20 protein-coding genes are annotated in these 19,735 nt (G+C 56.8%); 14 read left to right on the plus strand and 6 right to left on the minus strand.

What is annotated here, in order from left to right; all coding sequences use genetic code 11:
* Positions 1-115: 115 nt before the first annotated feature.
* Positions 116-337, minus strand: coding sequence for a sulfurtransferase TusA family protein (locus AC5EFR_RS06810; protein WP_493575121.1), 222 nt, complete (start codon positions 335-337; stop codon positions 116-118).
* Positions 338-430: 93 nt separating this feature from the next.
* Here AC5EFR_RS06810 and AC5EFR_RS06815 point away from each other — a divergent pair, with 93 nt between their 5' ends.
* The 4 genes from AC5EFR_RS06815 to AC5EFR_RS06830 all read left to right on the plus strand — a co-directional run bounded on the left by AC5EFR_RS06815 (position 431) and on the right by AC5EFR_RS06830 (position 4,920).
* Complete coding sequence (locus AC5EFR_RS06815; protein ID WP_299933509.1) at positions 431-1,180, plus strand: cytochrome c biogenesis CcdA family protein; 750 nt, start codon at positions 431-433, stop codon at positions 1,178-1,180.
* 97 nt (positions 1,181-1,277) lie between these two features.
* The gene (locus tag AC5EFR_RS06820; RefSeq protein WP_493575122.1) at positions 1,278-2,540 is read left to right on the plus strand and encodes a hypothetical protein; all 1,263 of its coding nucleotides are present in this window, start codon (positions 1,278-1,280) and stop codon (positions 2,538-2,540) included.
* The gene (locus AC5EFR_RS06825; protein WP_493575123.1) at positions 2,537-3,898 is read left to right on the plus strand and encodes a cytochrome P450; all 1,362 of its coding nucleotides are present in this window, start codon (positions 2,537-2,539) and stop codon (positions 3,896-3,898) included. Before AC5EFR_RS06820 ends, AC5EFR_RS06825 begins: the two co-directional genes overlap by 4 nt.
* Positions 3,899-4,032: 134 nt before the next feature.
* Positions 4,033-4,920 carry a fructose bisphosphate aldolase gene (locus AC5EFR_RS06830; RefSeq protein ID WP_493575124.1) on the plus strand — a complete coding sequence of 296 codons (888 nt, stop codon included), beginning with the start codon at positions 4,033-4,035 and terminating at the stop codon, positions 4,918-4,920.
* 79 nt (positions 4,921-4,999) lie between these two features.
* Here the strand turns inward: AC5EFR_RS06830 and AC5EFR_RS06835 are convergent, their stop codons facing one another.
* Positions 5,000-5,668 carry a helix-turn-helix transcriptional regulator gene (locus tag AC5EFR_RS06835; protein WP_493575125.1) on the minus strand — a complete coding sequence of 223 codons (669 nt, stop codon included), beginning with the start codon at positions 5,666-5,668 and terminating at the stop codon, positions 5,000-5,002.
* A 171-nt stretch (positions 5,669-5,839) separates the two neighbouring features.
* On the opposite strand from AC5EFR_RS06835, the gene AC5EFR_RS06840 reads away from it, so the two are divergent.
* From AC5EFR_RS06840 to AC5EFR_RS06865, 6 genes are all read left to right on the plus strand, one after another.
* A complete protein-coding gene (locus tag AC5EFR_RS06840; protein ID WP_299928114.1) occupies positions 5,840-6,055 on the plus strand; it encodes a twin-arginine translocase TatA/TatE family subunit in 216 nt (71 codons plus the stop codon).
* A 17-nt stretch (positions 6,056-6,072) separates the two neighbouring features.
* Complete coding sequence (gene tatB / locus AC5EFR_RS06845) at positions 6,073-6,561, plus strand: Sec-independent protein translocase protein TatB (RefSeq protein WP_493575126.1); 489 nt, start codon at positions 6,073-6,075, stop codon at positions 6,559-6,561.
* The gene (gene tatC / locus AC5EFR_RS06850; RefSeq protein ID WP_493575127.1) at positions 6,558-7,505 is read left to right on the plus strand and encodes a twin-arginine translocase subunit TatC; all 948 of its coding nucleotides are present in this window, start codon (positions 6,558-6,560) and stop codon (positions 7,503-7,505) included. Before tatB ends, tatC begins: the two co-directional genes overlap by 4 nt.
* The gene (locus AC5EFR_RS06855) at positions 7,505-8,350 is read left to right on the plus strand and encodes an ATP-binding protein (protein WP_493575128.1); all 846 of its coding nucleotides are present in this window, start codon (positions 7,505-7,507) and stop codon (positions 8,348-8,350) included. Before tatC ends, AC5EFR_RS06855 begins: the two co-directional genes overlap by 1 nt.
* A gap of 36 nt (positions 8,351-8,386) precedes the next feature.
* Positions 8,387-9,568, plus strand: coding sequence for an NAD(P)/FAD-dependent oxidoreductase (locus tag AC5EFR_RS06860; protein ID WP_493575129.1), 1,182 nt, complete (start codon positions 8,387-8,389; stop codon positions 9,566-9,568).
* A 105-nt stretch (positions 9,569-9,673) separates the two neighbouring features.
* The gene (locus AC5EFR_RS06865; protein WP_493575130.1) at positions 9,674-10,450 is read left to right on the plus strand and encodes a gamma-glutamyl-gamma-aminobutyrate hydrolase family protein; all 777 of its coding nucleotides are present in this window, start codon (positions 9,674-9,676) and stop codon (positions 10,448-10,450) included.
* A gap of 2 nt (positions 10,451-10,452) precedes the next feature.
* Here the strand turns inward: AC5EFR_RS06865 and AC5EFR_RS06870 are convergent, their stop codons facing one another.
* From AC5EFR_RS06870 to AC5EFR_RS06880, 3 genes are all read right to left on the minus strand, one after another.
* Positions 10,453-12,525: a Hint domain-containing protein gene (locus AC5EFR_RS06870; protein WP_493575131.1), complete on the minus strand. Its 2,073-nt coding sequence runs from the start codon at positions 12,523-12,525 to the stop codon at positions 10,453-10,455.
* Between the two features lie 207 nt (positions 12,526-12,732).
* The gene (locus AC5EFR_RS06875) at positions 12,733-14,970 is read right to left on the minus strand and encodes a xanthine dehydrogenase family protein molybdopterin-binding subunit (RefSeq protein ID WP_493575132.1); all 2,238 of its coding nucleotides are present in this window, start codon (positions 14,968-14,970) and stop codon (positions 12,733-12,735) included.
* A gap of 3 nt (positions 14,971-14,973) precedes the next feature.
* Positions 14,974-15,432, minus strand: a complete 459-nt coding sequence (locus AC5EFR_RS06880) for a (2Fe-2S)-binding protein (protein ID WP_493575133.1) — start codon at positions 15,430-15,432, stop codon at positions 14,974-14,976.
* Between the two features lie 102 nt (positions 15,433-15,534).
* Between AC5EFR_RS06880 and AC5EFR_RS06885 the strand changes: the two genes are divergently transcribed.
* Complete coding sequence (locus tag AC5EFR_RS06885; RefSeq protein WP_493575134.1) at positions 15,535-16,110, plus strand: TetR/AcrR family transcriptional regulator; 576 nt, start codon at positions 15,535-15,537, stop codon at positions 16,108-16,110.
* Positions 16,111-16,235: 125 nt separating this feature from the next.
* On the opposite strand, the gene AC5EFR_RS06890 is transcribed toward AC5EFR_RS06885, so the two are convergent.
* Positions 16,236-16,988, minus strand: a complete 753-nt coding sequence (locus tag AC5EFR_RS06890) for an SDR family NAD(P)-dependent oxidoreductase (RefSeq protein WP_493575290.1) — start codon at positions 16,986-16,988, stop codon at positions 16,236-16,238.
* A 132-nt stretch (positions 16,989-17,120) separates the two neighbouring features.
* On the opposite strand from AC5EFR_RS06890, the gene AC5EFR_RS06895 reads away from it, so the two are divergent.
* The 3 genes from AC5EFR_RS06895 to AC5EFR_RS06905 form a co-directional block, all read left to right on the plus strand.
* A complete protein-coding gene (locus AC5EFR_RS06895; RefSeq protein ID WP_493575135.1) occupies positions 17,121-18,065 on the plus strand; it encodes an MBL fold metallo-hydrolase in 945 nt (314 codons plus the stop codon).
* A gap of 75 nt (positions 18,066-18,140) precedes the next feature.
* Positions 18,141-18,590, plus strand: a complete 450-nt coding sequence (locus AC5EFR_RS06900; RefSeq protein ID WP_493575136.1) for a methyltransferase family protein — start codon at positions 18,141-18,143, stop codon at positions 18,588-18,590.
* 123 nt (positions 18,591-18,713) lie between these two features.
* A partial coding sequence (locus AC5EFR_RS06905; RefSeq protein ID WP_493575137.1) for a Re/Si-specific NAD(P)(+) transhydrogenase subunit alpha occupies positions 18,714-19,735 on the plus strand: 1,022 nt, incomplete at its 3' end.

Raw genomic sequence — 19,735 nt, forward strand, 5'->3', positions numbered from 1 at the left:
AAGAACTCCAGTACATGTTCGTAATCAAATGACTACAGCTTAAACATGCCCGGCGACGATCACCTAGAAGAAACGCCGTTGTTCAGCGATGAACCTGAACCAGTGAGTGTATTCCTTAAGCTTTGCGAAGCGTCCAAACCATCACGTCGCCATTCTGGGCCTGATCCACCAGCTCATGACCGCTTTCATAGCAATAATGCGGCATGTCGATCACGGCGGCGGGGTCGTCAGTATGGACGACAAGGGTCTCACCAACGGCCAGAGCTTGCATCCGCTTGCGGGCTTTGAGAACGGGCAGGGGGCAAAGTAGCCCGATGGCGTCTAATTCATGGGTCATATCCCCCAGATAGACCGATCTGACACAGAGGTCCACGAGGATGTGACCGCTTGTGCAGGTGACGCCAAGCGCGCGATGGCCTATGTCGGGTCTATGTTTGGAATCGACCTCATAGACGCATCGCTTTTGCCCGCCATGTTCGTGGCGCTGCTGGCTGGAATTGTCTCATTTCTCAGCCCCTGTGTGCTGCCTATTGTGCCGCCATACCTCGCTTATATGTCGGGGATGAGCATGGGGGACATGACCGAAGGGCGCAGCCGATCACGCCTTATTATTGCGGCGCTGTTCTTTGTTCTGGGTCTGTCGACGGTCTTTATTTTCCTCGGATTCACAGCCTCTTGGCTCGGGTCGTTCTTCCTTTATAACCAAGATATCCTGGCCAAGGTCGCCGGCGCAGTTGTCATCATCTTTGGCCTGCATTTCCTTGGCGTGTTCCGGATCGGCTTCCTTGATCGCGAAGCCCGTATGGACACCGGCGAAACCGGTGGGTCGGCCTTTGGGGCCTATGTGCTGGGCCTTGCCTTTGCCTTTGGCTGGACGCCGTGTATCGGGCCGATCCTTGGCACGATCCTATCTTTGGCGGCGTCCGAGGCTTCGGTGGCACGCGGCACCATCCTGCTTGGCGTTTATGCGCTTGGCCTTGGGGTGCCGTTCTTTTTGGCGGCTGTGTTCTTGACCCGCGCCATGGGCGTTATGAACAAGATCAAACGCCACATGGGTGTGATCGAAAAGGCGATGGGCCTTTTGCTGATCGCCGTTGGCGTGGCGATGATCACCGGGGCCTTTACGGCCATGGCCTTTTGGTTGCTTGAAACCTTTCCGGTTTTGGCGACCGTCGGCTAACTCACCGGTCTTTGCTCACCCTTAGGTAAACCCCATTGCGGTCTTACTCTTGCCGAATTGGCGCGCTAGTGTCAGCGCCAAGACAAGGCGAATGCGTATGGGCAAGATGCAAGATCAATCTGTGACACGGCGGCGGGTGTTTTACATTCCCGGCTACGACCCGATCCATCCGCGCCGCTACCGCGAGCTTTACCGCAAAGAGAGCGCCGCGCAGGCACAGGTGTCGGGCTATGACATCGGGATTAGCCCCAAGACCGGCGGCGGGGCCTATGGTTGGCATGTTGACGCCACTATCGACGCCCAACCGGTTCAGGCCGATGTCGAGGTGTTGGTTTGGTCCGATATTGTGCGCGACAGCATGTCAAATTCAATCCCGGCGACCTACTGGCAGATGCTGCGCACGTCTTGGGAATATATCGCCACCGGCGCGCTTTGGCGTTTGATGCGCCTGCGCAAGGGGCCGGTGATTGCGGCCCTATACCCAATTGGGGCGTTGATTTTACAGCTGATTTTGTCGGTTCTGATCGGTGCGATCGTGGGTTTTACCGCCGGAAGCACCGTTGAATGGGGCGTCAATCAGATGACCGGCCCCGAAGATGGGGCCTTGTTGGGCGCGTTGGCGTTTTTCGGTGTGACACCAATTGGCGCATGGCTGGTTCTGCGCTGGTTCAAGGCGCGCGATGGCAAGTTTTACATCTATTACTTGATGCATGACTACGCCTATTCGGCGCGCTACCGCGGGGCCAACCCGCCTGAACTCGAAGGGCGTTTGGCCGAGTTCGAACAGATCATTGCCGAGGCTTTGCACAGTGATGTCGACGAAGTTCTGGTGGTTGGTCATAGTTCCGGCGCGCATCTGGCGGTGTCCATTCTCGCCGGTCTGATCCGCAAAGGGCAGGTGCCAGCCAATGGCCCCCAATTGGCCTTCTTAAGCCTAGGGCAGGTGGTGCCGATGGTGTCCTTCCTGCGCGATGCTTGGCGGTTGCGGGCCGATCTGCAATATCTCAGTGCGCGGGATGAGCTAACTTGGGTAGATGTGACCGCGCCGGGGGATGGCTGTGCCTTTGCGCTTTGCGATCCGGTCTCGGTGTCCGGCGTTGCCCCCGATACCAAACGTTGGCCGCTGGTGTTTTCCGCCCAGTTTACCAAATCCCTCAGCCCGGAGCGCTGGAAAGAGCTACGCTGGCGGTTTTTCCGTCTGCATTTTCAATATCTCTGCGCCTTTGACCGCCCGCTTGATTACGATTATTTCCAAATCACCGCCGGGCCGGAATTTCTCGCGGACCGCTATGCAAAAAGACCCCCATCGGCAAGCCGCATTGATCACGCGGTTTCAAAATTCACGAGCACAAAACCATGACCGCGCCCTTGCCCCCCAAACCCAAAGCCCGAAAGGGGCGGGTGTCGCTGCGCCAATACACCAAGCTGTTTCGCCAAGACATCTTGTCGGCGCAACCGGCCAAGCTATACCGCGCTTGGATGGCCGAGTTCAAAACGCCGTTCTTCCGATCATATCTGGTCAACCAACCTGAGCTGCTCAAAACCGTTCTCAAGGAACGCCCGATGGATTTCCCAAAATCCGGCCGGATCTCCGAAGGCTTGCGGCCGTTGCTTGGCAATTCGGTGTTTTTGACCAATGGCGAGACATGGAAACGCCAACGTCGCATCATTGATCCGGCGTTTGAAGGTGGGCGGTTGCGCGATACCTTCCCGGCTATGTGGGCCGCGAGTTTGGCGGCACAAACGCGGCTGGCCGCACAGGTGGGATCGGTTGTCGAAGTCGAGGAACTTGCCAGCCACGCGGCGGCGGATGTGATCTTTCGCACCCTGTTTTCCATCCCAATCGAGGATGACATCGCCAGCGCGGTGTTCCACGAATTTCGTGCCTATCAACGCAGCCAACCGATCTTGAACCTCGCGGCCTTTTTGCCGATGCCACGTTGGATGCCGCGGTTTTTCCGCAAGGATACCAAAGCCTCGGCAAAACGCATTCGTGATCTCATTGGCCAGCTCACCGATCAACGCATGCAAGCAATCAAGGACGGCACCGCGCCCGATGATCTGGCCACCAAGATCATGACAACCCAAGACCCTGAAACAGGTGAGACATTTTCGGCCGAGGAGATGGTGGATCAGGTGGCGATCTTCTTTTTGGCGGGTCACGAAACCAGTGCCAGCGCCCTGGGCTGGGGCCTCTATCTGATGGCGATGTATCCGGAGTGGCAGGATAAAGTCGCCAAAGAAGCGCAGGACGCACAATTGACCGGGGCCTTTTCCGAGATGTCGAAATTGCGCCTGTGTCGCGATGTGTTTCGCGAAACGCTGCGGCTCTATCCACCGGTGCCGATGATGGTGCGGGAAACGACCTGTCCGGAGCGGTTTCGCGACCGTAATGTGCCGAGGGGATCGCAAATTGTCCTAAGCCCATGGCATTTGCATCGTCATGAGCGCATTTGGTCCGACCCGGATGCCTTTAAGCCCGAGCGATGGCAGGGGGAAGAGGCCAAGACCTGTGGCCGCGACGCCTATATGCCGTTTTCTGCCGGGCCGCGTGTGTGTACGGGGGCGGGCTTTGCCATGGTCGAAGGGGTGCTTTTGCTGTCGCTCTTGCTGCGTGATCTCAAGGTTGAGCGGGTAGAGGGGCGCGACCCGGTCCCCGAGGCGCATTTGACCGTGCGTGCGCGTGACGGAATTTGGTTAAAAGTCAGTCAGAGATAGCCTGTTCAATTAATTCGAAGCGCGAAAAAATTGGTATACCAAATCGTTAGCGCTAAACCTTTGTAACGGCTCTACCAAGCGCGGCACGGCTCGTTTAAGGAAGGCGCAAAGACGTTTTCCAGCGAGGATCAGACATGTCATTTGAGAAGCAATCCGAACAGATGGCCTCCGGCAAGGGCTTTATTGCAGCGCTTGACCAATCGGGCGGCTCCACCCCAAAGGCCCTTGGCCTATACGGTGTGACGGCAGACATGTATGACGGCGACGAGGCGATGTTTGATGAAATCCACGCCATGCGATCGCGCATTGTCTTGGCGACGGAATTCACCAGCGCCAAGGTGATCGGTGCGATCCTGTTTGAACGCACCATGCGCGGTGAAATCAACGGAAAGCCAACGGCGCAATTGCTTTGGGAAGACCGTGGTATCGTGCCGTTCCTGAAAATCGACAAGGGTTTGGAAGACAAGGCCAATGGTGTTCAGCTGATGAAACCGATCCCGGGCCTGTCTGAAACATTGGCCGATGCCAAAGGCTTTGGCATTTTCGGCACCAAAGAGCGGTCGGTGATCCACGAAGCCAACGCCGAGGGCATCAAAGCCGTGGTTGCCCAGCAATTTGAGCTTGGCAAAGAGGTGGTCGCCGCCGGTCTCGTGCCGATCATCGAACCTGAGATCGACATCAACTCACCCACCAAAGCCGAGGCCGAAGACATTCTGAAAGCCGAGATCGCCGCGCAGCTTGATACGCTGGCCGAGGGCCAGAATGTGATGCTTAAACTGACCATCCCGAATGTCGATGGTCTTTACGATAGCTTGGCGGATCACCCGCGCGTTGTGCGTGTTGTGGCGCTGTCGGGTGGCTATTCGACCGAAGTTGCCTGTGACCGTTTGGCCAAACAGCCCAAGATGATCGCCTCTTTTAGCCGTGCCTTGACCGAGGGCCTGTCCAAACAGCAATCGGATGACGAATTCAACGCCGCATTGGGCAGCAACATCGACAAAATCTATAACGCCTCTCTGTAAGCGTTTCTTGCACACTAAAAAACAAAACTCCGGGGCACCCTGTCTCGGAGTTTTTTTGTTGCGGAATAGGGGTCTGACTCTAGGGGCGCGGGTCTTGCTGGGCGCGCCAATCCGCCAGTGTTTTGCCCGGTTCATCAACAAATAGTCCGGGCAGAACCGCCAAACTGGTGATGCGATCAATGCGAAGCGACAAAAACGCGCCGCTGGTTTCATCAAAGGCAACACAGGTCCAAACCCGGCCCCAATAATCAATATGAAGCGGGCGAATAATGTGGTCTTGTCCGTCGCTGGAAATCCGCAGTTTTTGCCGGGCCCGGATGGCACTTCGGATCGCCGGCATATGCGTAAACCCGCGGGCGGCTTCGGCAAAGGCATCGGTGGCAAAGCCAAAGGGCGCAGGGGCCGGGCCCGAGCCCTCGGGAAGAACCGCGTCGATTTTGCCCGACAGGCTACGCGCCGCGGCGCTGATGTCATCAAGCCCAGAGGCCCCAAGCGCGGCAAGTGCCAAATGCAGGGCCTCCAACTCATCTTCGGTCAGGTTCAAAGGCGGGAGCGTCACCGCGGCGCGAACCGTATAGCCGTACCCACGCGTGCCTTCGACGGGCACACCTGATTCTGCCAAGGTCTCCATATCGCGGTAAATGGTGCGCACCGACACCTTGAGGTCCTGCGCCATCGCCTCTGCCGTGTGCAATTGCCCATCGCGCAACCGCTGCATCAGCGCATAAAGCCGATCTGATCGCCGCATTGTCTCACTCGCTCCTGACAAAATCCTGACAACTGACACTCTCATGACAAAAGTCAAAGCGCAACGCGTCGCTTTGGCGCTTTTCGATGGGGATCAGAGGCATTAGATACGTCATGTAGAATTTATCCGGGTGGACCAATCAAGCTGCCCGCCCGTGACAAGGAGAAAGTCATGCTCAACAATATCGGCCTTCCTGGCCTTCTGCTGATCGCCGTCGTGGTTCTGGTTCTGTTTGGCCGCGGCAAAATCTCGTCGCTGATGGGCGAAGTGGGCAAAGGTATCACCGCGTTCAAAAAGGGCGTGGATGACGGCAAACAAGAGATCGAAGACCAAGCCGCAGATGAGGCGGTCGATGTGACGCCTGCGGAAGAAAAAGACAAAGTCTGAAGCAGCGGGGCGTAGCCATGTTCGATATCGGGTTCCCCGAGATGCTGGTCGTGGGGGTTGTGGCGTTGATCGTCGTGGGCCCCAAGGATCTGCCGGTTCTGTTTAAAAAAGCAGGTCAGTTTGTAGGCAAAGCGCGTGGCATGGCCCGCGAGTTCAGCAGCGCCATGAATGACGCGGCGGATGCAAGTGGGGTCAAGGACGCTCAAAAAGCCTTTAAGGCAGCGACCAACCCGGTGGGCACCGCCATGGACGGGGTCAAAGACGCGGCCAAAGATTTGACCAGCTCGGTAACCAACCTCGACCCCAATAGCGAAACCGGAAAACTGGCCGCCGAACGCGAAGATGCCCGCAGAAAGATCGAGGCCAACGCGGCCAAGGTCGCGGCGGAACGCAAGGCCCGCGAGGCCGAAGAGGCCTCAAAAAAGGCCAAGGAACTTGAAGCGGCGATGATGACCCGTGACACGGATGGCCCCGCCGACGGCGGCGGCGACGGAGGAGACGCATGAGCGCCACCGAAGAAGAGATCGAAGACAGCGCCGCGCCGTTGATCGAACATCTCGCAGAACTGCGCACACGTTTGATCCGCTCTGTTGGGGCGTTTTTGGTCGGGATCATTTTGGCCTTTGTTGTGGCGGAACCGATCTTACAATTCTTGCTTGCGCCAATCGAAGAAACCCTGCGCGAGTTGGGCGATCCGTCTCCGACGTTGCAATACACCAGCCCACAGGAATACCTGTTCACGCTGTTTCGCATTTCCATGGTGTTTGGCTTTGCGCTTGCCTTTCCGGTGATCGCGCATCAGCTTTGGCGCTTTGTGGCCCCCGGTCTTTACAAGACTGAAAAGAATGCGTTTTTGCCGTTCATCTTGGCCTCGCCGGTGATGTTCCTATTGGGCGCAAGCTTTGCCCATTTTGTTGTGACCCCTCTGGCTATGGCGTTCTTCCTTGGCTTTGCAGATGTCAGTTCAATCTTTGCCAATCTCTTGGCCGGAGCGGTTCAGGACTTGCCGGAAGCGGCAGCTGTTGTGCCGGAAACCGACGGTGGCATCCAAATTACATTTTTTGGCAAGGTGAACGAAAGCCTTGATATCACGCTGAAATTCATAATGGCTTTTGGCTTGTGCTTTCAATTGCCGGTTTTGCTGACCCTGATGGGCAAGGCGGGCTTGGTTTCAGCAGAAGGTCTTGGCGGGGTTCGCAAGTATGCGGCTGTCGGGATTCTTCTATTGGCCGCTCTGGTCACACCGCCCGATGTTGTGACCCAGCTTATCCTGTTTTCTGTGGTCTATGGCCTTTATGAGCTGTCGATCTTCCTTGTCCGTATGGTCGAAAAACGTCGCGAAGCGGATTTGCGGGCGCAAGGATTGTGGTTCGAAGACGACGAAGAGGGTGAAGACCCCTTGTTCAAAGAGTTCGACGAAGATGACGACGAAAAGGGTGATAGCAAGTGATGGATCACTTGACCGACCCGATGGAACGCATCGCCGCGGCGTTGGAGCGTATGTCTCCTGCGCCGCTGGCGGCCCCTGATTTTAGTGCCGAGGCATTTGTTTGGCATACCGGCCCGGAACGGCTAGAGCCGGTGAGCAAAGTCTCTCGGGTTGATTTGTCGTTGTTGCTTGGGGTGGATCGCTCACGCGATACTTTGCTGGCCAATACGTTGCAATTTGCCCGTGGATTACCCGCCAACAATGCCCTTTTGTGGGGCGCGCGTGGTATGGGGAAATCGAGCCTTGTCAAAGCGGTACACGCCGCTGTTTGTGCGCAAGGCCTTGATCTGAAGCTGGTAGAACTACAGCGCGAAGATCTCCCGACGGTGTCTCGCCTGATGGATATTCTGCGCGACGCGCCCTATCGGTTTGTGCTGTTCTGCGATGACCTGAGCTTTAGCCATGACGATCAGCATTACAAAAGCCTCAAGGCGGTTTTGGACGGGGGCGTCGCCGGACGGCCGGACAATGTGGTGCTTTACGCGACCTCGAACCGCCGTCATCTGATGCCGCGCGACATGATCGAAAACGAACGCGGATCGGCCATCAACCCCTCTGAGGCGGTTGAGGAAAAGGTGTCGCTTTCTGATCGTTTTGGTCTCTGGCTCGGCTTTCATCCCTGTAGCCAGGACGAATACCTGGCGATGATCCGAGGCTATTGCACGGCCTATGATGTTGAAATATCGGACGAAACCCTGCATGCTGAAGCCATCGAATGGCAAGCGACGCGCGGGGCCCGGTCTGGCCGGGTGGCATGGCAGTATTTCACCGATTTGGCCGGTCGCAAGGGCGTTTCTCTAGGGTAACGCGCTGCGTTTGACCCTCATTTTAGGATGCGCCCTTTGAGAGATCCGATTGATGTCGATGTGTTGATTGTTGGTGGCGGCCCGGCCGGGCTTGCCTGTGCTGCGCAATTGCCGGGGCATCTCAGCTGTGTTGTTGTTCATCAGGACAATGAAATTGGCAAGCCGGTGCGGACCTCTGGCGGGTCGTGGGTGCGTGATTTGCAAGCGCTTGGCGTGCCCGAGCGGTTTTTTCAAACCATAGATGAGATCGACATCCGATCCGATCACCAGCGCAGCTTTCACCACATGCATCACCATAAAATGGCAGTGTTGGATATCACCGGTCTGTACCAATGGCTGGCCGATTTGGCGCATGAGGCGGGAGCCAAGGTTTATACCGGGGCCAAGTTCCTCAGCACCGTCAAACAAGGGGGGCACTACCTCTCGGATGTCCGCATCAAGGGGCAGGGTGATATTCAATATCGGTCTCGCTATGTGGTCGATGCCTCTGGCACGCCTCGCGCGGTTTTGGCGTCCTTGGGGCTTGGCAAACCGGCCGAACGTCGTGGCGTTGGGATTGAATATGAATACGAGATCATTGAGGCCCCTAGAAACCGCGCGGTCCTTTTTGTCGGAAACCCGGTGTTGCAGGGCTATGGCTGGATTTTTCCGGCCCCCAACAATCATTTGCGCATCGGTGTTGGGGTTATCCATCCCGATACTGATCTGTCGCCGCGTGGCATTATCGAACCCCTTCTGACACCCGAGTTTCTGCAAGGATACGGCTTGAAGCTCGGCGCGCGTATTCAGGTGAACGCCGGGGTGATCCCGTCTGAACCCTATGACCGGCGCTTGGTTTTTGGGCGGGTGATCCGAGTTGGCGATAGCGCCAATGTCGCAACGCCAACGGTGGGCGAAGGCATTCGGCTTGCCATCGAAATGGGGCGTGATTTGGGGCAGCGGCTTTGCGATTGCGCGGATCAGAATTCGGACCGACCGCTTCGCAATTACCAAAAACGCTGGCAAAAACGGTTTTTGCTGCAATATTTGTTTGGTTTTTGGGCAAACCGAAAAATCGCTCGTTATGGCGTTGCCGATTGGGACCGGTCCATTGCGCGGGTGGCGCGATTGTCGGAATCTCAGCTGGCGGCCTTAATCCGTTGTGAATTAAGCCCAAAACGTATGACCAATGCCGCTTGGGCTCAGTTGAAATCCAAGCTTTTGCGCGCGTTGTCGTGAAAGTGACATGGGCGTTGTGCGGCTGCGCACGCTTAGAACCGTTCGAAAACCTTTCGACAACGCCCGGAGTGGTATAAACCTGAGTGAAACAAGCAGGAGATTAAAATGCCTCGGCCCATAGTTGGTATCATCAGTAATTCCTATCTGTTGAATGACCAGTATCCAGCCCATGCGGGCGGCACGATGAATTCAGAAGCGATTTCAACGGTGTCGGGCTGTATGCCTTTGCTTATCCCGGCCGATCCACGGTTTGTGTCGGTCGAAGAGCTTTTGGAAACCTGTGACGGGTTTTTGCTCACCGGGGGGCGGCCCAATGTGCATCCCGAAGAATACGGCGAGGAATATAGCGACGCCCATGGAGACATGGACCGGGCGCGGGATGCGATCACCTTACCTTTGGTTCGGGCCTGTGTGGATCGCGGTCAGCCGTTCTTTGGCATTTGCCGTGGCTTTCAAGAGGTCAACGTCGCGATGGGTGGGTCGTTGTACCCTGAAATCCGTGATTTGCCCGGACGGAATAATCACCGCATGCCGCCTGATGGCACGCTTGAGGAAAAGTTCGAAATTCGCCACATGGTGCACCTCAAAGAGGGGGGGCTCTTCCAAGATCTCTTTGGCGCGACCGAAGTGATGACCAACACCTTGCACGGGCAGGGGATAAAACGCCCCGGTGCGCGGGTGATTGTCGAAGGTCTTGCAGATGATGGTACCCCCGAAGCGATCCATATCAAGGATGCGCCGGGGTTCACGATGTCGGTGCAATGGCACCCGGAATGGGATGCGGCCAATGACCCGGTGTCACGCCCGCTTTTCACTGCCTTTGGCGATGCGGTGCGATCCTATGCCGATGCACGGCGCAATCCGGTCCGCAAATCTGCGTAACCTTAGGCGGCCAAAGCCATTGGTTGTGCCGTCATTTGCGTGACCCATGCTTGGGCTTCGTATTTCTTGAGGCATAGGCGGGCGGTCGGGCCAAAGCTTGTCGGATCATCGCGCAGATGAGGGAAGTTGTCGAATAGATCGTCACGGGCATGCGGGTGCAGCGCCTTGAGTGCTTCGGCCCCGACAAAGAAGCTCTCGGTTGCCATGCCCTCGGCGTAGATGACCTCATGTTGATCCAACATAAGGTGGATATAGGTGACCAGATCACCTTCGACCTGACGGACCTCATGACCGTTTTCCAGATGGCGCGCCGTGGCAAAAACCTCGTCAACGCCAAACATCAACTCGGCCTGATAGCCTTCGAGCAACATGCGGTGCTGGGGCGATACCATGAGCGGGCGATCCCCACCAAAGAGCGAGGGATCAATGCGGTAGGGCGCGGTTTTCCCACGGGCCAACACGGTGCGCGACCCGGTCCAGCGCAGGGGTTGAAGACCATTGTCGCGCGTCACAATCATATCGCCGAGTTTCAGTGTTTCGATGGCGCGGTACCCGGTCGCGGTCAGAATGCGCGTGCCGGGGGTAAAGCAAATGATGTCGTCGATATTGGTGAAGTTCACCACCGACCCATCATACATCTGAACCGTACCGGACATCTCGCCCGCCACGTTCGACGTGATATTCAAGGTGCCGCGATCGGCAACGCCGTTTAGGTCAAGAACATCGCCGGTCCCTTCAAAGGTGGTGAGACCTTCGATAAAGATGTCACCCGAACCGCTTTCGGCGAGATCAACAAGGGTGATGACATCGTCGCCATCCCCGGCGTTGATGGTGTCGCCTTGGCTGGCAAAGATCGTGTCGTCACCGGCCCCGCCTAGAATGCTATCGGCCCCGATGCCGCCATCCAAAACGTCATCATCCGCACCGCCATCAAGCGTATCGTTGCCCGCTTCGCCATAAATGGTGTCGTCGCCGCTTCCGCCGATAAGGGAATCGTTGCCATTGGCAATCTGGACCGCTTCGAACTGCATGTCGGTGAGCCAGATGGCCTGTGTGCCACTTTGGCCATTGCCATATGTGATTTCGATCTCGGCCACCGGCCCGGCGATCTCGATCAGAACCGAGCCATCCGCGTCATTGGGATTGTTCAAGGCGGCATCCGACGTGATGGTATTGCCAACAACCGTATCGCCACCGGCAGGCGTAAAGGTTACCGCGACCGCATTGCCATCGGCGTCATAGGCGTTGACCGTGACCACATCGGTGTGGTTGCCGGCGAAACTGTCGATGTCATTGATCCGAAAGGCGACGTTTTCGACTTCGTCTTCTACGGAGGCCCCGGAACTGGCCCCAAACGAGATGTTTGTCGTCGAGGTGTCGCCGTCACCGTTGCCGTAAAGGTAAAGCGACGAGCGGCCCGCAAACCCACCAGCGTTATATTGAAAATCATCGGTATCGACCTGAAACAGCGGTGCGTTGTCGCCGTCATTGGTAAAGCCAAGCGTCACATCAATATCGCCGGTGTCTTGGGTAAAGCCCGCCGAGACATCGGTGCCATTGCCACCCTGATCGGTCCAGTTCAGGGTTTGTGCGATGTTATCCGGGGTAAAGGTGCCGTAGTCGCCATAAATGAGGTCATCGCCCGCTTCACCGTCGACGGTGTCATTGCCGTTGCCGGCCATCACCGTGTCATTGCCATCACCGGCGCGAATGTCATCACCGGTGGACACGTCTTCGGGGCTTTCGCCTTGGCTATCGGTGAAATCCGGGTCGATCAGATCCGCGCCCGAGGTGCCCGACACAATGCCATCAGCCGGGGAGGTGACAACAGTGGATGAGGTCAGCGTATCAACGGGGCCATAGGCGGGGACAAAATAGGTGTTGCCATCTGTGGCAAGGTAGTAGGTGCCCGGTTCAAGCGTGTTGGTATAGGTGGATCCGCCATAGGTGCCGGACCATTCCCATTGGCCGTTGCCAAGGTTGCTTGAGGTGGTGAAGGTGATCAGGCTGCCACTTATTGTGTCGCCCGGATCCAGAACCCCGTTTCCCAATGTGACGAGATAACCGTTTGGCATCGTCTCGCTCCTACCTAATTCACTGCTCGTGGCCCGGTTTTCGGGTCCGTTTCCAAAAGGGATACAGTTGCGGCGTGGCGGCGATGTGGGCCAATTGAGGCAAATCAGGGGAAAGTTTTAGATAGGTTGGACACAAATATTTTGGGTCAGATATGAAAAAGCCCGAGCGATAAAGCTCGGGCAATTCCTTGTATTGAAAGGTGTATCTTACACGAAGAAGCTGAATTCCTTGTTCAGCGGCAGGCTCCGGGCACGGGTTCCAGTCAGGTCAAAAATGGCATTGGCCAGCGCCGGAGCGGCGGGCGGAGTGCCGACTTCGCCGATCCCGCCAATGTGTTCTTGTGTTTCCAATATGCGAACACTGACCCGTGGCATTTGCTGAATGCGCAGCGGCTCATAGTCTGGGAAGTTGAGCTGTTCGACCTCACCATCGGCCCATGTGATTTCCTCGCCAATAGCGGCGGATAGACCATAGGCCATGCCTCCAGAAAGCTGGGCTTCGATGATGGATGGATCAAGCGCAACGCCGGGATCAACGGCGATCCAAGCGTCAGTCATTCGAATGTCGCCGTCCTGATCCTTGACCTCGATGACAATCGCAGCGGGTGAGCCAAAGCTATAGACCATCGCCACGCCGCGCCCGACACCCTCAGGTGTTTCCCCGGTCCAGCCCGACATCTCTTTGACCGCCTGCAAGACGTTGTAGGCTGGTTCCCATTCATCCCGCGTTAGTTTGAGACGGAATTCAAGCGGATCAACACCGGCCGCCAGCGCCATTTCATCGACAAAGCTTTCGGAGAAGAAACCGTTAAAGCTCGCTCCGACAGACCGCCAAAAGCCCATCGGCGGATTGGTGTCGGCCTGATAGCCACGCACCCGGTAGTTTTCGATGCCATAGGGTTGGTTGAACAGGCTGTCGGTGATGGCGCGATCGGGGCCACCGGGGGTGAAGCCAAGCCAACGGTTCATCGCCTGTTTGGTCACCGAAGGGGCCGACACACGCGCATCAAGCAAGACCGCCGTGCCGTCTTTGACACCGCCCGTCATACGCGCAATGGCACCGGGGCGATAGAAGTCATGGGTCATGTCCTCTTCGCGAGACCATGTGACCTGAACCGGCGTACCGGGAACGGATTTGGCAACGCGGGTCGCGAGAACCGAAAAGTCGAGCTCGCCGCGCCGTCCAAAACCGCCGCCCATCAGGGTGGTTTCTACAATCACATCGTCGACATCAAGCCCGGCCTCTTCGGCGCATGCGCTTTGGGTAAAACCGGGGGCCTGATTGCCAGACCAGACGCGCAATTTGCGCCCATCAATCCAGGCTGTGGCGTTTTGCGGCTCCATCGTGGCATGGCTGAGGAACGGCACGCGGTATTCGGCTGTGACCTCGGTTGCACCCTCGGGCAAAGCATCGGCTTTGCCATCGTCGCGCAGGGTCGAGTTTGGTTCAAGGTCAAACCCGGCCTCGATCTTGGCGAAAATGGCGTCGGTTGTGGCGTCATAGGGTGCATCGTCCCAGTCGACCTCAATCGCGTCGAGCGCTTGCATCGCCAACCAAGTGTTATTGGCGATAACTGCAACGCCGTCGCCCATATCAACGACTTTTTCGACGCCGGGCATCGCCTTGGCATCGCGGGCGTCAAAGCTTTTCATACCACCGCGTTTGGGCGACATGCGCACCGAGGCGAATTTCATCCCCGGAAGGCGGGTATCGATGCCAAATTGCGCGGTGCCGGTGGATTTGCCAGGAATGTCGATGCGCGGAATAGATGTGCCGAGGATTTTCCAGTCAGATTGCGGGCGCAGTTTGACCTTGGGCGGGTCAATCTCGGCGGCGGCCATGGCCACATCCGTGTAGGGCAGGGTGGTGCCATCGGGGGCGATGATGGTGCCGTTTTCGGTTTTCAGCTCTTTGGCTTTGACGCCAAGCTGTTGCGCTGCTGCTTCCTTGAGCATTTCGCGGGCAGCAGCTCCGGCCACGCGCATCCGCTCATAGCCGTCGCGCATGGCGGTTGACCCACCAGTGACCTGAAGGCTGAGCACTTTGCCAACCTTGCCGACGGCCCCGGCCAGTGCGTGTTGGAACGAACTGTCATCATAGCCTTTGGTGTTTAGCCCTTCGCCCATCAAGGCGCTGTTGTAATAGGCCTGTGCGGGTTCACCGTGTAAAACGGTGACTTGATCCAAAGTCACATCGAGTTCTTCGGCAAGCAGGGCGGCCCAAGTTGTATGGGTGCCTTGGCCCATTTCGGCGCGTGGTGCGATCAGAGTGATGCCATCGGCGTTGATCAAAACAAATGGGTTAAGCGCGGCCTCATCCGGGCCGGGTTTGAGCGGGTTTGGAGCAGGTTTGTTCACATACCACGCGCCAACGGCGACACCGCCAACAATGGCGAGCGAGCCAAACAAGAACGTACGACGGGCGATTTTTCCAATGCTAGCCATGTCTTATCCCTCCAACCCGGCGGCGTCTTTGATGGCGGCGCGAATGCGGGGGTAGGTGCCACAACGGCAGAGGTTTCCGGCCATGGCCTCGTCTATCTCATCATCGCTGGGGTTTGGTGTCGTGTCCAAAAGGGCCGCGGCCTGCATGATTTGGCCAGACTGGCAGTAGCCGCATTGGGCGACCTGATGATCGACCCAGGCCTGTTGCAACTTGTGCATCATATCCGGGGTGCCAAGACCTTCGATTGTGGTGATCTCACCTTCGACATCAGAGAGCGGCATCTGGCAAGACCGCACAGCTTCGCCATTAATATGAACCGTACAGGCCCCACAGGCCGCCACGCCGCAGCCAAATTTGGTGCCGGTCATGTTCAGCTCATCGCGCAGAACCCAAAGGAGGGGAACATCGTCTGGCAGATCGACCTGATGGGTCTGCCCGTTGACGGTAATCGACTTGGCCATGGAAAACTCCTCTTTCCGTTCGTTCCTGACAAAATGCGCGAAATGTGTCAGGGTGTCAATTGCATGTTTGACAAAAACTGTTATTTTTGTCAGAATGGTCTTATGAAAGATGATGCAGGTAAAGACCCAGCGAAAATTCAAGCCATCCTAACGGCGGCGCTTCAAACCTTTTCTCAGTATGGGTATCGCAAGACCTCAATGGAGGATCTAGCGCGCGCGGCCGGAATGTCACGCCCGGCACTGTATCAATATTTCCGCAACAAAGATGATGTGGCCTGTAGCCTTGTGCGCGGTTATTTCAGCGATGCGGTGGCCAAGGTTAAGGCGGCTTTGGCCGAACCCGGCAGCCCTGACCAGGTGTTGGAATGGGCATTTCGAGCCAAGCTAGACGGAATGGAAGAGATGCTGAGCGCCCCGCATGGTGAAGAGTTGTTGGCGCTGGGACATGCGGTATCGGCTGAGGATGTCGCCGAGGGTATGGCGCAGCTGGAACAAAGTTTTGCCGATTGGCTTGAAGCGCAATCCGCCGCTGGGGTGGTGCATTTTGAGGGGGAGGCCCGCGATGTGGCGCGGGTGATCGTATCGGCCCTTGATGGTATCAAAAAACCGCCCTTTGATCAGCTTGACGCAAATCTTGTGCAACTGGCCAAACTGATTGGACGAGGATTATCTGTTTAATCCTATTGGTTGTAGATGGTTGTTAAACGGGGTGCCCCGATGGGAAACCCACGATCCCTCGTCATCCGGCAAGCCGTCTTCCTCGAGCTGGTGTTCAGACGTGCCGTTTCGGTTTCGCCTAGCCGTTAGATTTCACCGCCTGCAATGCGGATATCCTGACCATTCACAGAGCCACTATTGTCTCCACAAAGCCAGAGCGCCGCATCGGCGACCTCTTGCGTTGTGATCAGACGGCCATGGGGATTCATGTCGGTCATGAGGGCGCGGGCTTTGTCTTCGGGCAGGCCGGTACGCTCCATGATCGAGGAAACGTTGCGCGTGATGATTTCAGTTTCAACATAGGCCGGGCAGAGCGCATTGAACGTATAAGGTTTAGTGGCGTAATCGGCCGAGAGTGAGCGGATCAACCCAAGAAGCCCGTGTTTGGTGGCACTATAACAGGGCGCACCTTTGAGACCGCGCACGCCAGCGATCGAGCTCACGGCGATGACCCGGCCCCAATCGGTTTGGGTCATGGATTTCAGGCTTTCACGAATGGTGAGGAAGGCCCCATCAAGATTGGTGGCCATCATATTGCGCCAAAACTCCAGATCAGTTTTCAAAATGGATTTACCTTCGGCGATACCTGCATTGGGCACGCATATTTGGATTGGGCCGCGCGCAGCGACCGCAGAGGCGATTCCCTCGCTTACCGAGGCCTCATCGCAGACATCCATCACCAGCGGGTGGATAGAGTCGCCTGCCGCTGCCTGCAAAACCTCGGCGCGGCGGCCTGTGATTGTGACCTCTGCCCCATTGGCGGCCAAGGTTTGTGCAATGGCCAGCCCAATACCACTGCCGCCGCCGGTGACCAGCGCGTGTTTTTTGTTAAGCATGATGTCCTCCCGTTTGGCGGTAGCGTAGCGGTGATCTGGGAGGAGACAAGGGAACACGAGGGCCGTGACGCAACGACGCTTGGCTTTCCAATTCACGTATGCGAATGTGTTTGCGATTTCAGGAGGAGACCCCGCATGATCCGTAGCGTTTTGGCGTTCACTCTGTTGGCGACAACAGCTTTGGCCAGCGAAGATATTGCCGACAAATACCCACAGTCCGAGCTTTATGACAAACCGGTCGAAGTGATACCGGGGGTTTATTCGGCGATTGGGGCGACCGCGCCGCCGACCTATGAGAATTCGGGCCATAACAACAACTTGTCCTTCATTGTGACCGGCGACGGTGTTGTTGTGATCAATGGTGGGGCCAGTGTGCGGTTGGCGGCGGCCTTACACGACGAAATCAAGGCTGTGACCGATCAGCCGGTGAAACTAGTGATCAATGAGAACGGGCAGGGGCATGCTATGCTCGGCAATGCCTACTGGGCTGATCTTGGCGTTGATATTCTGGCTCATGCGGATGCAAACCATGTGGTTCAGGAAAACGGAGATTTCATCCTGCAAGGGATGGAGCGCTATAATCGCGACAAGGCCGAAGGGACGCGGGTTGTTGCGGCGAATCTGTCTTTTGATGACAAATACGTCATCGAAATGGGCGGATTGACCATCGAGGCGCTGCACCTTGGCCCGGCACATGACCCCGGCGACGTTCAGGTCTGGATTCCTGCGTGGAAAATCGTGATTGCCGGTGACATCGCCTTTCATGAGCGCATGCCGCCGATCTTTGCAGAGACCTGTACAAGTTGCTGGTTGGAGACATTTGAGGGGCCGTTTACCGATTTGGGGGCGACTTATGTGATCCCCGGACATGGGCACCCAACCAATATGGCCATGGTGACCATGGGCACCTCGGATTACCTGCATGATTTGCGGGCAAAGATTGGTGCGCATATTGACGCAGGAGGAGACCTTGCCGGAGCCTATTACGTTGATCAGGACCGTTGGAAGCACATGGATACGTTTGAGGAATTGGCGACCAAAAACGCCGGTCGCGTGTTTGAAGAGATGGAGTGGGAGTAGCGGCGCTGCCCCTCTTGACCTTGCGGTCAATTCACTCTGGGATACTTTGGGAAAGAAGAAACACTGGGGGATCGCATGAAGTGGTTGGACATGCCGCCGGTTTGGATGGCGGGGGCGTTAGGGCTTGCGTGGTGGCAAAAGACTTATTTTTCACTTGGGTTAGACTTTGGTCCCGGAGTCGCTGACTTTTTTGGCGGTATCCTGATTGGTGGCGGGGTGATTTTGATGGCTTTGGCCATTCACGAAATGCGTCGCCATCGCACCACTATCTTTCCGCATAAAAGTGCGGATCGTTTGGTGAGCAGTGGCATCTTCAAGCGGTCACGCAACCCGATTTATCTTGGCGATGTCATGATACTGTCTGGGTTTATCCTTTATTGGGATGCGGTTTTGGCACTGGCCCTGATTCCGATCTTTGTCTGGGTTTTGGAAAAGCGGTTTATTGAGCCGGAAGAAAGCGGATTGCGACGAAAGTTTGTTGCCGAATTTACGCGCTATTCGCAACAAACGCGCCGGTGGCTTTAACTTTATCGCGCTTTGTGCTTTACAGCGCGCGCTGCCTGTCGCTGCAGTGCCTTTAGTCAAGGCGAAACGCGAATTAACGCCTCATCAGGGGCGTAGGAGTACCTGAGCATAAAGGGGAATACCGTGAAGATAGGGACGCCGTTAGAGGTCGAAGCTGGTGAGAATCGCGTTGCGATGACACCGGATTCGGCGCGTCAATTGCAGAAACTTGGTTACGATTGCGTGATCCAGTCCGGGGCCGGTGCGAAAGCCGGGTTTGCGGATGCTGATTACGCGGCTGCCGATGTTGAAGTTGTCGAGGGCGCCGACGCGCTTTGGACAACCGCCGACATCATCGCCAAGGTGCGCATACCAACCGAAGAAGAGCTGGGTCGGCTGACGTCTGACAAGACGCTGATCACCTTCTTTAATCCAGGTGGCAATGAGGCCGGTCTGGAACAAGCCAAGGCATCGGGCGCAAACGTCATTGCCATGGAAATGGTGCCGCGTATTTCGCGCGCCCAAAAGATGGACGCCCTGTCGTCCATGGCCAACATCGCCGGCTACCGTGCCGTGATCGAGGCAGGCAACAATTTTGGCCGTTTCTTTACCGGTCAGATCACCGCGGCGGGCAAAGTGCCCCCAGCCAAGGTTTTGGTTGTTGGTGCCGGTGTTGCGGGTCTGGCCGCAATCGGGACATCGACCTCGCTTGGTGCGATCACCTACGCCTTTGATGTGCGCCCAGAAGTGGCGGAGCAGGTCGAATCGATGGGTGCCGAGTTTGTCTATCTCGATTTTGAGGAAGAACAGCAGGATGGCGCGGCCACCGGCGGTTACGCTGCGGTCTCAAGCCCCGAGTTCCGCGAAGCGCAGCTTGCCAAGTTCCGCGAATTGGCCCCAGAGGTCGATATCGTCATCACCACCGCCTTGATCCCCAACCGCGAAGCGCCCAAGCTTTGGTTGGCGGATATGATCGCAGCGATGAAGCCGGGTTCGGTTATCGTTGACCTTGCGGCCGAAAAAGGCGGCAACGCCGAAGGCACCGTGATGGACGAGAAAGTCGTCACCGAAAATGGCGTGACCATTATCGGCTATACCGACTTCCCATCGCGCATGGCGGCCCAGTCGTCAACTTTGTACGCGACCAACATCCGTCACATGATGAC

The organism is Pelagimonas sp. (assembly GCF_058892305.1).